This window comes from Pseudoalteromonas sp. NFXS39 (assembly GCF_040148775.1).
Classification (GTDB): domain Bacteria; phylum Pseudomonadota; class Gammaproteobacteria; order Enterobacterales; family Alteromonadaceae; genus Pseudoalteromonas; species Pseudoalteromonas apostichopi.
Genome location: NZ_JAGDEC010000003.1, coordinates 23,029 through 38,176, shown reverse-complemented (window position 1 = coordinate 38,176; position 15,148 = coordinate 23,029). Strand labels below are relative to the sequence as shown.

The 15,148-nt window shown below is 41.9% G+C and carries 16 protein-coding genes; 7 read left to right on the top strand and 9 right to left on the bottom strand.

What is annotated here, in order from left to right; translation table 11 throughout:
* Positions 1 to 2 precede the first annotated feature (2 nt).
* From J3455_RS06340 to lexA, 4 genes are all read right to left on the bottom strand, one after another.
* Complete coding sequence (locus J3455_RS06340; protein WP_054554454.1) at positions 3 to 533, bottom strand: cytochrome c oxidase assembly protein; 531 nt, start codon at positions 531 to 533, stop codon at positions 3 to 5.
* A complete protein-coding gene (gene ctaD / locus J3455_RS06335; RefSeq protein ID WP_130050317.1) occupies positions 533 to 2,128 on the bottom strand; it encodes a cytochrome c oxidase subunit I in 1,596 nt (531 codons plus the stop codon). Before ctaD ends, J3455_RS06340 begins: the two co-directional genes overlap by 1 nt.
* Positions 2,128 to 3,270: a cytochrome c oxidase subunit II gene (coxB, locus tag J3455_RS06330; RefSeq protein ID WP_167658435.1), complete on the bottom strand. Its 1,143-nt coding sequence runs from the start codon at positions 3,268 to 3,270 to the stop codon at positions 2,128 to 2,130. The genes ctaD and coxB overlap by 1 nt, the downstream gene beginning before the upstream one ends.
* Before the next feature lie 437 nt (positions 3,271 to 3,707).
* The gene (gene lexA / locus J3455_RS06325) at positions 3,708 to 4,325 is read right to left on the bottom strand and encodes a transcriptional repressor LexA (protein ID WP_130050315.1); all 618 of its coding nucleotides are present in this window, start codon (positions 4,323 to 4,325) and stop codon (positions 3,708 to 3,710) included.
* Between the two features lie 161 nt (positions 4,326 to 4,486).
* Between lexA and J3455_RS06320 the strand changes: the two genes are divergently transcribed.
* Positions 4,487 to 4,924: a PaaI family thioesterase gene (locus J3455_RS06320; RefSeq protein WP_130050314.1), complete on the top strand. Its 438-nt coding sequence runs from the start codon at positions 4,487 to 4,489 to the stop codon at positions 4,922 to 4,924.
* Positions 4,925 to 4,931: 7 nt separating this feature from the next.
* Here J3455_RS06320 and J3455_RS06315 read toward each other — a convergent pair whose 3' ends face one another.
* Complete coding sequence (locus J3455_RS06315; RefSeq protein WP_130050313.1) at positions 4,932 to 5,312, bottom strand: hypothetical protein; 381 nt, start codon at positions 5,310 to 5,312, stop codon at positions 4,932 to 4,934.
* A 158-nt stretch (positions 5,313 to 5,470) separates the two neighbouring features.
* Between J3455_RS06315 and J3455_RS06310 the strand changes: the two genes are divergently transcribed.
* Positions 5,471 to 6,196, top strand: a complete 726-nt coding sequence (locus tag J3455_RS06310) for a PepSY-associated transmembrane domain-containing protein (RefSeq protein ID WP_349561373.1) — start codon at positions 5,471 to 5,473, stop codon at positions 6,194 to 6,196.
* Here J3455_RS06310 and J3455_RS06305 read toward each other — a convergent pair.
* A complete protein-coding gene (locus tag J3455_RS06305; protein WP_130050311.1) occupies positions 6,171 to 6,524 on the bottom strand; it encodes a VOC family protein in 354 nt (117 codons plus the stop codon). The genes J3455_RS06310 and J3455_RS06305 overlap by 26 nt on opposite strands.
* 114 nt (positions 6,525 to 6,638) lie before the next feature.
* Here J3455_RS06305 and J3455_RS06300 point away from each other — a divergent pair, with 114 nt between their 5' ends.
* From J3455_RS06300 to J3455_RS06290, 3 genes are all read left to right on the top strand, one after another.
* Positions 6,639 to 7,292: an endonuclease gene (locus J3455_RS06300; RefSeq protein ID WP_372799670.1), complete on the top strand. Its 654-nt coding sequence runs from the start codon at positions 6,639 to 6,641 to the stop codon at positions 7,290 to 7,292.
* A 99-nt stretch (positions 7,293 to 7,391) separates the two neighbouring features.
* The gene (locus J3455_RS06295) at positions 7,392 to 9,017 is read left to right on the top strand and encodes a S41 family peptidase (protein ID WP_239977546.1); all 1,626 of its coding nucleotides are present in this window, start codon (positions 7,392 to 7,394) and stop codon (positions 9,015 to 9,017) included.
* On the top strand, positions 9,010 to 9,384 hold the full coding sequence (locus J3455_RS06290) for a hypothetical protein (RefSeq protein ID WP_130050309.1): 375 nt from the start codon (positions 9,010 to 9,012) through the stop codon (positions 9,382 to 9,384). The genes J3455_RS06295 and J3455_RS06290 overlap by 8 nt, the downstream gene beginning before the upstream one ends.
* 33 nt (positions 9,385 to 9,417) lie before the next feature.
* Here J3455_RS06290 and hmpA read toward each other — a convergent pair whose 3' ends face one another.
* Positions 9,418 to 10,581, bottom strand: a complete 1,164-nt coding sequence (gene hmpA / locus J3455_RS06285; RefSeq protein WP_130050308.1) for an NO-inducible flavohemoprotein — start codon at positions 10,579 to 10,581, stop codon at positions 9,418 to 9,420.
* Positions 10,582 to 10,601: 20 nt separating this feature from the next.
* Positions 10,602 to 11,834: an NnrS family protein gene (locus tag J3455_RS06280; RefSeq protein ID WP_130050307.1), complete on the bottom strand. Its 1,233-nt coding sequence runs from the start codon at positions 11,832 to 11,834 to the stop codon at positions 10,602 to 10,604.
* Positions 11,835 to 11,990: 156 nt separating this feature from the next.
* On the opposite strand from J3455_RS06280, the gene norR reads away from it, so the two are divergent.
* A complete protein-coding gene (norR, locus tag J3455_RS06275) occupies positions 11,991 to 13,553 on the top strand; it encodes a nitric oxide reductase transcriptional regulator NorR (RefSeq protein WP_349561371.1) in 1,563 nt (520 codons plus the stop codon).
* On the opposite strand, the gene J3455_RS06270 is transcribed toward norR, so the two are convergent.
* Positions 13,550 to 14,443: a LysR family transcriptional regulator gene (locus J3455_RS06270; protein ID WP_130050305.1), complete on the bottom strand. Its 894-nt coding sequence runs from the start codon at positions 14,441 to 14,443 to the stop codon at positions 13,550 to 13,552. The two genes, norR and J3455_RS06270, sit on opposite strands and share 4 nt — an antisense overlap.
* 133 nt (positions 14,444 to 14,576) lie before the next feature.
* Between J3455_RS06270 and J3455_RS06265 the strand changes: the two genes are divergently transcribed.
* Positions 14,577 to 15,146, top strand: coding sequence for an NADPH-dependent FMN reductase (locus tag J3455_RS06265; protein WP_349561370.1), 570 nt, complete (start codon positions 14,577 to 14,579; stop codon positions 15,144 to 15,146).
* Positions 15,147 to 15,148 lie beyond the last annotated feature (2 nt).

Below are 15,148 nucleotides of genomic sequence, written 5' to 3'. Positions count from 1 at the left end.
TTTTAATCGTTTTTAGCCACAACATGCCCGCTAATATCAAACACGGTATACGACAATGTCAGTTCCTCAACATCGTCGGGTAACTCAGTATCAACATAAAACAACAAGGTAAATTCCATTTCTTCACCGGCTTTCATTGGCTGCTGATCAAAGCAAAAACAGGCGATTTTATGTAAATACTTTGCCGCTTTTCCCGGTGATACCGATGGAATTGCTTGCATGACTTTGTCTTCATTACTGGTGTTTTTTGCTGAGAATTTAACTTCACGCATGGCACCAGGTTGTACCGCCACGCTGTATTGCTCAGACTGCACCTTAAATGGCGCGCCGCTTTGAGCGTGAGTGGTAAAGCTGACATCAACTTGACGCTGTGTATTTATTGATTCACTCGCGCTCGCTTTTTCTAATGATGGCTTACCATTCAACCCTGTAACGTCGCAAAACACGTCGTAAAGCGGCACCATTGCAAAAGCAAATGCGAACATGAGCAAGCATGTAATCAGCAGTTTTTTTAGCAAAGGTGCATGGTTCATTACTTAATCTCCGGCGGTGTTTCAAAAGTGTGATAAGGCGCTGGAGAATCTACTTCCCACTCTAAACCTTCAGCTCCATCCCATACTTTGGCAGGCGCTTTTTCGCCACCTCTAGCACATTTAAATACCACCAACACAAACAACAGTTGTGATAAGCCAAATGCAAAACCACCAATACTGATAATGGCGTTAAAGTCAGCGAATTGCAGAGCATAGTCAGGAATACGACGCGGCATACCGGCAAGGCCAACAAAATGCATAGGGAAGAACAGCACGTTGACACTGATTAGCGATAGCCAGAAATGCCATTTCGCCAGCGTTTCGTTGTACATGTTGCCAGTCCATTTCGGTAACCAATAATAGGCTCCCGCCATAATTGAGAACACGGCTCCTGTCACGAGCACATAATGGAAGTGTGCCACCACAAAATAGGTATCGTGATACTGGAAATCTGCCGGTGTAATGGCAAGCATCAAGCCAGAGAAACCACCTAAGGTGAATAACACAATAAAGGCGATGGCAAACATCATCGGAATTTCAAAGCTAATTGAACCGCGCCACATGGTGGCTACCCAGTTAAACACTTTAACGCCCGTTGGCACCGAAATGAGCATTGTGGCGTACATGAAAAACAACTCGCCGGCTACAGGCATGCCTGTGGTAAACATATGATGTGCCCAAACGATGAAGCTCAGCAGCGCAATGGATGAGGTTGCATACACCATAGAAGCATAGCCAAATAACTTTTTACGTGAGAAGGTCGGCACAATAGTCGAAATAATCCCAAAGGCTGGCAAAATCATGATGTACACTTCGGGGTGACCGAAGAACCAGAAAATGTGCTGGAACATCACAGGATCACCACCACCTGCCGCATCAAAAAAGCTTGTTGCAAAGTATTTATCTGTCAGCACCATAGTCACAGCCCCAGCTAAAACAGGCATAACTGCGATCAATAAGAATGCTGTGATTAACCAAGTCCAAACAAATAGCGGAAGCTTCATCCAAGTCATACCCGGCGCTCTTAGATTGACGATAGTCACGATAACGTTAATCGCCCCCATAATTGAGCTAATACCCATGATATGTATGGCAAATACAAACAGTGCAGTGTTATCGTTACTATAAGTGGTGGAGAGTGGTGCGTAGAATGTCCAGCCAAACGCAGGACCACCACCTGGCATCAGTAACGAAGCCAACAGGATTAAAAATGCGAAAGGTAATATCCAAAAGCTCCAGTTGTTCATGCGTGGCAGTGCCATATCAGGTGCACCAATCATCATAGGCACCATCCAGTTAGCAAGCCCAGTAAATGCGGGCATAACGGCGCCAAACACCATGATCAAACCATGTACCGTGGTCATTTGGTTAAAAAAGTGCGGATCAACTAACTGTAATCCTGGCTGAAATAGTTCAGCGCGGATCACCATAGCCATCGCTCCACCAATCAAGAACATGGTAAGAGAAAAAATCAGGTATAAACTCCCGATGTCTTTATGATTGGTGGTGTAAAGCCAACGCTTAAAACCTTTAGCAGGATGATGATGGTCGTGATGCGCATGCCCAGTTGCTTGCTCATTAATAACGTTACTCATTATTTCGCCTCCGCTGCTGCATCAATCGCGGCTTGAATTTGACTCGGTTGGATCACATCGCCGGTATCATTACCCCATGCATTTCGCTTATAGGTAATAACCGCAGCAAGTTGCTTAATTGAAAGCTGCTTATCAAACGCTTGCATCGCCGTACCAGGGCGGCCATGTAACACGATATCTATGTGATCTTTTACATCACCTAATACAATGGGACTGCCTTTAAGTGCAGGAAACACGCCTGGTAAGCCCATACCAGTAGGCTGGTGACATGCAGCACAACTTGCCATATACACTTGCTCACCTAAGACCATAAGCTCTTCTTTAGGTAATGTTTGATCAAGCAAAGCAGCATCAGCGGCTGCTGCATTAGCCTTTTCTTCCTTAGCATCTGCAAGCCAATTAGCAAATTCATCTTCAGGTAAGGCTTTCACCACAACAGGCATAAAACCATGATCTTTACCGCATAGTTCTGCACATTGACCACGGTAAACACCTGGTTCGTTAATACGTGTCCACGCTTCATTGATAAATCCAGGGTTTGCGTCCTTTTTAACTGCAAAATCAGGAACCCACCACGAATGGATAACATCGTCTGAGGTCATTAAAAAGCGGACTTTTTTATTGATAGGAAGCACTAGCGGTTTATCTACCTCAAGCAAATAATGCTCCGTTTTTTCTGCCTGATTGTCTATTTGATCTTTTGGTGTAGATAGGATTGAGTAATAGGCTATATCTTCACCCATATATTCGTAATGCCACTTCCATTGCGAGCCTGTCACTTTAATTGTGATATCAGCTTTAGAGGCATCTTCCATAGCAATGAGAGTTTTTGTGGCAGGCACAGCCATGGCTATTAAGATGACAAATGGAATGGCAGTCCAAAGTATTTCAACTTTTGTACTTTCATGAAATTGGGCAGGCTTGGCCCCTTTAGATTTACGGTGGTGTATTAAAGCCCAAAACATCACCGCAAATACGATGATGCCGATTACACAACAGATAATAAATATCGTCATGTGTAACTCATAAACATTATTACTTATATCAGTCACCCCTTTTCGCATATTGTATTGACTATTTGCCAATACAATTTCTGGGAGTGCAACCAATATAAGCCACAAGGCGTAACGCAGTTTACCCATGTGACGGCTCCTTTAGATGCTATTGCAAGACGCAAAGCGAAAAGGCGATACAGCAAGGTGCCCATTCGTTTTTTTTATTGTTCAGAGCGACTACGTATCATTTTAACTCACTTATGATACTGGCCCCCTGTCTAACACCTCGCACATTTTTGTGTCTTTTTATTAATCAGGTGTTAATACATTGCTTTAACCAATTAGTTAAAAAATGACCAATAAGCAAGTTTTAGTGATAATAAATGTTTATTTTGGTGCAGAAATAACAACTATAATCAGCGCGTTATTTAATGTTATGGTTTACGAAGAATATACAAAAAGAGAGGAAAACTGCGCCATATAAGGCTTTAAATAAAGAGTAAGTATTCACAAATCCTAATTAAGTGGCAAAATCACAATGGCGCACCAAATTGAGTCAATTTAGCGCACCAAATAAGGGACAACTACATCCAGTCAGCGTTACGAATGACTCCTACAGCTAACCCTTCAATATTGAAAGATTCATGCTCAAGGTCAACCTCAATAGGTGAGAACTCTTCGTTTTCAGCGTGTAAAAGTACTTTCCGACCTGCTTTTTCTAGCCGCTTAACAGTTACATCTTCATCAACTCGAGCTACAACAACTTGCCCATTTTCAGCAACTTGCGTTCTATGTACTGCAAGCAAGTCACCGTCCATAATACCAATATCTTTCATACTCATGCCATTTACACGTAGTAAAAAGTCAGCGGCTGGTTTAAATAACGTAGGGTCAACTTGGCAATGACTTTCGACATGCTCCTGAGCCAAAATTGGCTCACCAGCTGCAACACGGCCAATCAAAGGTAAACCTAACTGCTCAGGTTCATCTTCTTCAATCAACTGAATACCACGACTCGCTCCAGGCTTCATTTTGATCATGCCTTTTTTTGCCAGTGCTTTTAGATGTTCTTCAGCGGCGTTGGCACTTTTAAAACCCAATGTTTGAGCTATTTCAGCGCGTGTTGGCGGCATGCCTGTATCTTTAATAAAGACTTTAATTAGTTCTAAGATTTGCGATTGGCGTTTAGTTAATGGGCGCATACAACTGGTTTTCCATACAGTACATTTAACTGTGAGTATATACAGTTATTTGAAAATCGCAAATTTAAATTAACTCCATCATATTGCTACAAAACTAACATTGAACCGCAATGAAAGATGCCATAAGGTATTAGCTTTAATTCGCATGTTAAGGAAACACAATGAGTATTTGGCACCATCCAATCACGCTGGAGCAATGTAAAGACTTGGAACAAGGAGTAACCGGGCAAGGCACTTTAATGAAAACGATGGGTATTGAGGTGACTGAAATTGGCGATGATTATTTAGTGGCCACCATGCCTGCAATTCCTGAACACCATAACCCTATGGGCATGGTTCATGGCGGAGCAAACGTTGTGTTAGCAGAAACAGTGGCAAGCTATGCAGCCAACTTTGTTATTGATTTCAATAAATTCTATGCTGTTGGTCAAGAGATTAATGCCAACCACATAAAAGCGTCTCGAAAAGGGACATTAACGGCAACGGCCAGACCACTTCATTTAGGTAAGCGCACCTCTGTTTGGGATATCAAAATTACCAATGCTGCTGGGGAGCTGTGCTGCGTATCAAGAATGACCGCAGCAGTCGTAGAGCGCTAAATTCAGTTTACTTTTCGACTGGATAAATAGTAATTTCAATCCCTGCGCCAATTGCTGAGATACGTAACAAGGTATCTGCATGCAGGGGTTGGTTAAAGCACTTTGGCGAGTTACCCGATTCAAACCCTAAATCAAATGTACGTTTTGAACAAGATAACCACTGCTTTAATGCATTGCGCGAGCAAGATTCAATTAATTCGCAAAGCTGGTTAATCGCTTTGTCTGGAGAGCTGATATCTGCAGTTGCTTCAATGCGTGCAAGTTGACGGTATTCATCTTGGTCATAATGTAAAACCATAGCGTTTTTCTTCAAATCAGCAACAAGCGCACTAATATCGTGCTTTGATTCAAGCTCCAGATCTACATTTAAAAATTGAATTTCCGACATACTCTCGTTTTTATCCTCTATTGATATCGACTGAAACTTTAACTCAGTTTTGTATATATACCAAATCTAGAATACAGTTAATGCGACATTTTGCCGCATTGGCAATACAGCTAAACAACCTAAAATAGCGCCCATACAACAATAATAACGGGGTGGTAATGAATAAACGCATGTTCAAATATGCTCGTAAAGGGCATAAATGGCTAGGCTATTTACTTGCTTTGCAGATCTTTTTTTGGCTTTTAGGTGGGCTTGTAATGAGTTCATTGCCGCTTGAAAAAGTGCATGGAAAACATCTAGCAAATCGCAGTCTAAGTAACCCTTTCTTAGTGTCAGACTACTCTGCTTCTATCGATAAAATAACGGCACAATTTGAACAAATTGAAAGTATCAAGTACAGCCACTTTTTAGAGTCGCCAATCATAGAAGTCACGGCACCGAGCGGCTCCTTTAATTTTGATGGCAGAACAGGTGATAAGATGCCTGCGCCGAATAAAGCACAAATAATTGAAAACGCGAGAACTCACTTACTTATTAACGCAAATATCACGCAAGCACAGCTGTTAACCAAAGGACCAAGAGAAGTGGCTCACAAGGCCAATGTTTGGCAAGTGAGTTTTGATGATTGGCTGAAAACAACCTTATATTTAGATAGCCAAACCGGTAAAGTCATTACAGTGCGCAGCTCCCTATGGCGCATTTTCGACTTTTTCTGGATGCTACACATCATGGATTATGATGAGCGCGAAAACTTTAATAACCCACTTCTAATTAGCTTTTCGGCCACCAGCGTACTGTTTTGTATTACGGGGATTATTTTATTGCTACAGAACATTCGTTTAAAACGTAAAAAGCCTGCTAAACGTGCTGGTCAATCAAAATAGGGTTGCCATCTGGGTCGGTGATAATAAAACTCGCGTCACCGGCTTTTTGTATTTCTAACCCTTGTTGCTGAAAATGCGCGGCTAATTGCTCAAAAGTGGCAAACTCTACCAGTGCCTCAGCATTTTGATCCCAGCCTGGGTTAAAGGTCAGCATGGTTTTATCAAACATGCCTTGAAACAAACCTATTAAATGTTCGCCGTTTTTCATAATTAACCAATGCTGCTCGATTTCGCCGGCAAATTCTTTAAAGCCAAGTTTTTCATAAAACTGCTTTGAAGCATGGATATCTTTCACATTTAAACTCACAGAAAAAGCACCTAATAACATAGTTGTAATTCCTCTAATAAACGGCCTAACAACTATAGCTGAGTTGAAAAACTTTTCCTTTTTAGAATAGTAGCTCTAAAATGGCTGCTCCTGTAGTTCACTGATGTGATGGATATGCGTTTATTTCTATATTTAACCCTTTGTTTAATTTTTACTTCCCCTGTATCCGCTAAACAATTTTCGAGCTTTTACAGTGCAAAAAAGCACTTAATTAAGAATCTACCAAGCAATAGTAAAAGCTTATATTGTGGCTGCGATATAAAGCGCCAAGGTAAAAAGCTTGTACCAGACCCTGAAGCTTGTGGTTATATTCCAAGAAACGCCATTACCCGCTCAGGAAACGAAAACGCTCGAGCAAAAAGAATAGAATGGGAGCATATAGTACCTGCGTGGGAGTTTGGTCATCAATTACAATGCTGGCAGGATGGCGGACGTAAAAACTGCATTAAGGTCAGTGAAAAATTTCGTCAAATGGAAGCCGACATAAATAACCTCGCTCCAGCTATTGGCGAGATCAATGCAGACCGTTCTAATTTTCGCTACGGAATAGTCGCAACATCTAGTGCCAGTTATGGAGCTTGCCCAGTAAAAATCGATTTTAAGCAACGTGTATTTGAGCCACCGATTTATGCAAGAAAGCAAATAGCCGATACCTACTTTTATATGCAAAAAACCTATGGCTTAAAAATATCTAACAAACAACGTAAGCTATTTGAGTCATGGCAGAAGCTCAAAGTAGCTGAAATTAGTAACCGTAAGTCTTTATAACTAAAAGCACATTCATTTACATTTGAGGCGCTACAATTTATTGCTTTCAGATACAGTAATTGCTAATTTTTAAGAAATACTATCGGAAAGGAAGCAAATATGTTTAACAATAATAAACTCGCCTTAGCAATATTTTTAGCAGTCTCAGGCGCGTCTCTATCTGGCTGCGGTGGCGGCGGTGGCTCTTCGAGCAATAACAACACAACAAACCCGCCACCAACAAGTTCAGAACCCACTTGGACCGCTGGTGTTTTTGAGCCATCAAGTGAATTTAAAGATCAATGCGCCGTTCCACGAACAGGCAATGATCCTTATAACAATAATCAGCCTTACCCAGATAATGCTGGCTCTGAGTTTACCGAGAAGATGTGGTTACGTTCATGGAGTGACGAAACCTACCTTTGGTACGACGAAATAGAAGACAATAATCCTGATAATTTCAGCTCTGTCGCCGCTTATTTTGACCAGTTAAAAACATTCGAAACGACGGACTCGGGTTCTTTTAAAGATAACTTTCATTTTAGCAGACCTACTGAAGAGTATTTTAAAGAAGCTCAATCTGGGGTTGTTTCTGGTTATGGAATTAATTGGGTATTTATCAGTAATGTTCCGCCACGAGAGCTACGTGTTGCCTATTTAGAGGATGACTCACCTGCTGCAAATGCAGGGTTACAACGCGGTGATACTATTTTAATGGTTGACGACGTTAGTATTGACACTAATACCCAACAAGGCGTAGATATTTTAAATGAAGCGCTATTTAGACCTACGGCTGGTGACGCCCATAACTTTGTTGTACGCAGTAATGATGGTACTGAAAAGTCGTTTACTCTAGTAGCCGGTAATATTGCTCAAACGCCCGTTCAGAATGTTGATACCTTAACAACTGAGAACGGTACAAAAGTTGGGTATATGCAATTTAATAGCTTTATCAGCATTGCTCAACCTGAACTGATAAGTGCTGTGAATAAGTTCAAAGCTGATAATATTGATGAGTTGGTTATCGATTTTAGATATAACGGCGGCGGTTTATTAGCGCTTTCATCGCAGCTTGCATATATGGTTGCGGGTCCTGCTAATACCGATGATTTCTATTACTATCAAACGATTCAAAACGACAAACAGCCGCAAGAGGCTCCTTACCCATTTATTGACCGTGAAATAGATTACTCTACATTTCAAACAACCAATAGCCGACTTCCTGATCTCAACTTATCTAAAGTATATGTACTAAGTACAGCCGGAACTTGTTCTGCGTCAGAAGCGTTTATAAATGGTTTAAAAGGTATAGATGCAGAAGTCATACTTATTGGTGATACGACCTGCGGCAAGCCTTATGGCTTTACACCCACTCATAATTGCGCCACCACTTACTACACTATCCAATTCTCTGGAGCTAATGATAAAGGCTTTGGGGAATATGCTGACGGTTTTAAACCAACTCCTTCACCTCAGTTTGATGCGGACATAAAAGGCTGCGAGGTTACAGATGACTTTGATCACAAACTAGGTGATAGCGAAGAGAGCTTATTAGCAACCGCGCTTTATCACATTGAAAATAATACCTGCCCAATTGTGGTGGAGTCCTCAAGTGCTAAGCAACCAAGCTTTACATCACAAGCAATTCAAGAAACAGGGCTACCACTTACAATTAAGCAGCCGCTTTACAAAAATAATATGGATTTAACCCGTCCGCTACCAGCGAAGGAAGGTAATAATGAATAAAACACTGTTATTAACCTGCACTTTACTGGCAAGCTTAGCGGGCTGTAAAAGTACCCAAGCGGAGCAACCGCAAGATGCTACGCTTGTTCGCGTAAATCCAGGTGTGATTACGGAGTTACAGCAGGCTATTCAATCCGCCAAAGGTGGTGCTATCGTCACACTAGCCGACAATGTATTTACTAAAAGTTCAGAGCTATTGATTGATCACGGCACCAACAAAGGGCCGGATGGCCTCCCTATTATGGGCGCTCATGCAATTCCTTCTGAGAAATTTGTTTTACAAAAATCAGGTGAGCAATGCCTACTTTACTACCCTAAAAAAGAGCTACGTATTCCACTACCTAATGTAGAGTGCGAAGTAAACTAACAAAAGGCGCAGCAAAAGCTGCGCCTTTTTTCATTATAGCGTTTGGTGAGGTCCAAACACCTCATAATGAATTCGTTCACTTGCAACCCCTAAACTTAGCAGCTGCTCTTTTATCATTGCCATAAATGCGATTGGACCACATAGGTAAAAGTCTGCCTCGCTAATTGGTAAGTTATCAGCAATGTGATTTACATCCATTAAGCCCGCAAAGTCCCCTCCCTTGCCATCCTTAAACCAAGAAACACAATTAAATAACGCATGTGCTTGCTGTTGCTTTAGTAAATACTCATCAAAGGCAAACTGCGTTTGACTATCACAAGCATGCAAGTAATGGATTGGCTTGCTATGTTGATTGTTCAATAATGTTTCAAGCATCGCCATCAATGGAGTTTGACCAACACCCGCCGAAATTAGCACAATAGGGGAATCAATTTCACGAAGCACAAAATCGCCTGCGGGTGGATAAATTTCTACTTCATCACCCTCACTTAAACTGTGTAAATAATTAGACACTAAACCTTCTTTTTTCACGCTAATGCGATAATTGCGGCCATTACTTTGCTGCGATAAAGAGTATTGCCTAACTTGAGTTAAATCACTCTTCGCTGGCGTTACTTTAATCCCTAAATATTGACCCGGTAAATACGCTACAACAGGCTTTGCATCAGTAGGCGTTAATGTAAAACTACAAATTTGCGCAGATTCCATACGTTTTTCTGTAATGGTGAAAGTGCGGGTACCAAACCAGCCGCCCGTTGCCTTTTTGTTTTTTTGATATAACGCCATCTCCTCGTTGATACATACATCAGCCAATAGGGAATAGGCTTCACGCCAAGCATACTCGACCTCAGGCGTAAATTGCTCAGGCAGTAACTCTTTTAAAGTTGCAATCAAATGCCCACCAACAATGGGGTAATGTTCTGGCAAAATATGGTAACTGGTGTGTTTATGGTTAATACGCGCAAGCGTACCTTTCAATACTGCCAAATTATCAATATTTGCAGCATAGGCAGCCAAGGCATTAAACAACGCAAATTGTTGAGTACCTGATTGCTGGTGAGTCATATTAAAAATATTTTTAAGCTCTGGATTGTAGCTAAACATACGATCATAAAAATACTCAGTAACTTGAGGTCCTGCTTCTGCAAGCAACGGCAAAGTACTTTTAACAATCTGGATCGTTTTTTCAGATAACATAGTTTTTCCTATTAGAGAGTTTAACCGCGGCGACCATCAACACGACGATTCACTAAGATGGGCGCACAATGAAATAAAAATAAGCTAAAGCCAACAACCCACAACAAAGCACTTAACTGCCATGTAAGATGGTGACCTAAAAAAGGAGGAAGTACCGAGCGTACAATGGCAGCGAAAGCAATTAATACGAATGCCATACTAATAAACGTAGGGACTTGCAGTGCCCTGCCAGTATGGCCATGAGATACACGCACCATCATGGCAATTATCATCAAGCCAATGGTGCCGACAGTGATCAGGTGAAGTGCGTCTTTGAATAAAATACTGGCACTATAAAAGCTTAATGCAATGAGTCCTAAACCCACAGATAAAGCCCAATAAGCTAAGTGCAATGACCAAAGCAGAGGTACTTTTAACACCCCTCTTTGCCACCACAAAACACACCTTGTGGCATGTAAACTAGCAAGCCAAGCAAAAATCCAACCAGTGCTCATCGCACTAAAAAACAGCTGACTCATAAAGAACCATGTAATGGCAAAAAATGAGCTAAACACAACTAATTTATCAAGCTTTGGCGTTCTAACTTGCTCACTCAAGTTAAGACCTCGCGCGGTAAAAAACGGCACGACTCGACCAGCTAGAACGCCAACTAGAAGAGTCATGATCAGCACGCCAGTATCAACAACACTAAGCGCAAGCGACATTTTATTAAGCACAACTAAGCTCAAAAAAATCATATTTAGCGCACAAAGCAAAGATGTGATAACGATAAATAAATAGTTGTGGTTACTTTTCGCTTGTATCAGCATGTCAGCTAGAATAATAATCCCAGCCAGCCACCATGCTAGCTGCAATATACTTACAATATAAAGGTTTAGCTGTTCGACCCCAGCAATATCAATAAAAAAACTAAGCCTTGCAGCAAGCCAGATAACACTGAGCAAACAAAGCTTAATGCCACTGACACTAGGGACGCCTGTCCATGTTTGCGCAGCGGTTAGCAAAAATCCCATAGCAACTATGCCAGCAAAGCCAAACAACATTTCATGAGCATGCCAAAGGGTTGCCGGCAATGCTAAATACCAATGCGCAACTCCCGCCAAAATTAATAACCAGTAACTCATTGCAAACACAGCTAGAACACTAGCAGCCAAGAAAAAAGGCCTAAATGCTAATGCCCATAACGGCCACTGATTGATTTGATAAAATTTAATACTACTTGGCATAGGTTCAGTTAAGTTAATGACTTTCATTAGGGCTCTCAGCGTTTAATTTCCTTAGCTATTGCACAGTTCGAGCCAAAAATAAAAACCAATAAATATCAACACATTAAAATTAAATACTTGATAAAAATGTCAAAATGACACACTATCAAAAGCATCAAAAAAACATATTCAGGTCAAATTGACATGCCACTCAAAAAATCAATTCTTGATGTTGCACTTGCCCTTACGAAAGCAAGCAGTGTTGATCACAATTTCAGCTATTTATTGAGTTGCATTAATGATTGGGTTGAATGTGATGCAGTCGCCTTATTATTAAAACAAGGCGATGTATTAAAGCCCGTAGCCCAGCAAGGACTCTCGGACGATACGTTAGGAAGGCGTTTTAAAATTATGGAGCATCCTCGCTTATTTGAAATATGCCGTGGTACTGAGCCCCTTAAATTCGCCAAAGATTGTGGTCTCCCTGATCCCTATGACGGCTTATTAGAAAGCCAGCATGGCGACTTTCCAGTTCATGCCTGCATGGGCGTGCCGCTATTTAGCACAAAAGCTAGCAGCGAACTGCTTGGCGTTTTAACCTTTGATAGCTTAGATGAACATGCCTTTGAAGCTTTAACTATTAACGAGCTCAACCAATTGAAACAACTTGCAGCAGGCTATGTTGAGCATGCCCTGACCTTGCAGCACTTTAGGCAACACGCACAGCATAGCCACCAAGTTGCACAGCAGCTTAATATCGAGGCACTCACGCGAGAAGGCGTAGAAATTATTGGCAGTAGCCAAGCAATGCTAACCCTTAAAAATGATATCCAGCTGGTTGCTGCCTCAGAATTTAGCGTATTAATTCAAGGAGACACTGGGGTTGGTAAAGAATTGGTTGCGCGTAATATCCATTTAAACTCTAAGCGCCGTGATATGCCGTTGATCCACCTAAACTGCGCATCATTACCTGAAAATTTGGCAGAGAGTGAGTTTTTTGGTCACAGTAAAGGGGCATTTACTGGCGCACATACTGCTCGTCAGGGTAAGTTTCAACTCGCCGATGGCGGTACCTTATTTTTAGATGAAATTGGCGAACTTCCGCTCGCTATGCAAAGTAAGCTATTACGCGTTTTACAAAGCGGTGAAGTACAAACGGTGGGGGAAGACCAAAGCCGCTATGTCGATGTCAGAGTGATTGCGGCAACCAACCGAGATTTAAAGCAAGAAGTAGCTGCAGGACGCTTTCGTGCAGACCTTTATCACCGATTAAGCGTCTACCCATTGCATGTTGCACCATTAAAAGAGCGCGATAACGATGTTATTTTACTCGCGGGTTTTTTTATTGAGCAAACGTCTAAAAAGCTTGGCATTAAACAACTTAAACTCAGTATTGATACACAATTACTACTACGCCAATATGATTGGCCTGGAAATGTGAGAGAGCTTGAACATGTCATTAGTCGTGCTGCACTCAAAGCAAAGCAACAGCAATGGCAACAAAGCATTGTCACAATCGAGCCTCAGCATTGTGATATTGATAAAACTGCGATTGCTACACCAAGCCCAGATGCTGTTAACGAACAAAAAATCACTGGCTTATCGCTCAAAGAGGCAACCGATGCTTTTAGCTATCAGCTTATCATGCAGCAACTTGAACTACACAACCTAAACTGGGCTGCCACAGCGCGCAGTTTAAGCGTTGATAGAGCCAACCTTGTGCGCCTAGCCAAACGGCTAGGCATTAGCATTAAAAAATCTGTTTAAGCTTTTAACGCTTTAAAATAGGCTTTTAAAAGTTGGCTAAATGCTTGTACTTTGGCTGTGCGATGTACCAAATGGTGTGTCACCAGCCAAAGGTCTGTTGGCCAGCTCAGCTCTTTAGGAAGTACAGGCAGCAAATCAGGGTATTGGCTCGCCACTTCATGCTGTAAACCACCGATCCCCAAGCCTCTAACAATAGCCCGCGTGGCTTCCGAGGTTTCAGATACACGTAACTTAATTTGCGCTGATTCAATATGCTGATCAACCCATGCAAAATAAGGCACTTTACCGTTATAGCCAGCCACTCCAGAAACAAAACTATGCTGCTGTAACTGCTGAATATTCTTTGGCATGCCGTACTTTTCAATATAACTTTTTGAGGCATAAAACCCCGACGAAAGCTCAGCTAAATGCTGAGCAATATAGTCGCCTTCATCAGGGCGAGGGCCTGCTCGCACAGCGATGTGCGCCTGACCATGATCAAGGCGTAAACGGTTTTGATCAAGAATAACTTCGAGCTGCACTTGTGGATGCAGATTTTGAAACTGCTCACACACATCACTCAGCACATCAATAAAACCACTGACAGTGGTTAATAATAAACTCCCTCGCAACTGACTGTCAGCAGCAATTATATCATTGTGAAGTTTATCAAGCTCAACGTTAATCGATTTAGCTGTAGCAAATAACTTAGCGCCAATTTCTGTCACTGTATAACCACGGGCATGGCGGTGGAATAGCCGCGCATCAAGGTTGTCTTCTAAATTATTAATTCGTCTTAGAACCGTGCTGTGATGAACCCCCAGTGATTCGGCAGCAGCGGTTAATGTACCGAGCCTTGCCACCTCGTAAGCAACTTTTACATCTTGCCAATCATCAAATTGAATCGCCATAGCGGCTCCTTGTGTGCATATACGCACATAAGTTTTGCGTTTATTGGGCTTTTCTGCAAGCTGTTTTTTGCTACAGTGAACGTATCAGCAGTGAGTGTATCAACAACAGTGAAGCTTAAAAAAGGAAGCCATCATGACAGCACCAAAAATTATTGCCCTAGCAGGCAGTCTACGTAAAGACAGCTTTAATCAAAAACTGATTAATGAAGCTGCACGCTTCGCCCTCGAAAGTGGTGCAGAAGTAGAAGTGATAAAACTAAGCGATTTAAACTTGCCTTTATTTGATGAAGATATTGAAGCGCAAGGCACGCCAGCCGGCGCACAATTGTTAAAAGATAAGCTTCGCGCTGCTGACGGCATTTTATTAGCTAGTCCAGAGTATAATGGTTCAATTACAGCACCACTTAAAAACGCAATCGATTGGGCATCCCGTACAGAGCAAGGCGCGGTTCCAGCATTTCGTAATAAAATCACGGCGCTTTATGCAGCTTCGCCAGGTGGTTTAGGCGGCTTACGAGGTTTAAATCACGTACGTGATATTTTATCAGGAATTGGCAGTATCATACTTGCTGATCAATTAGCAGTTTCTGCTATCCACACAAAACTAGATGAACAAGGCCGCATCAGCGATGCTAATACAGCCGAGCAAGTTGCGAGCCTTGCCCAGCAACTTGTGAGCGTAGCGAGCAAATTAAATAAATAATT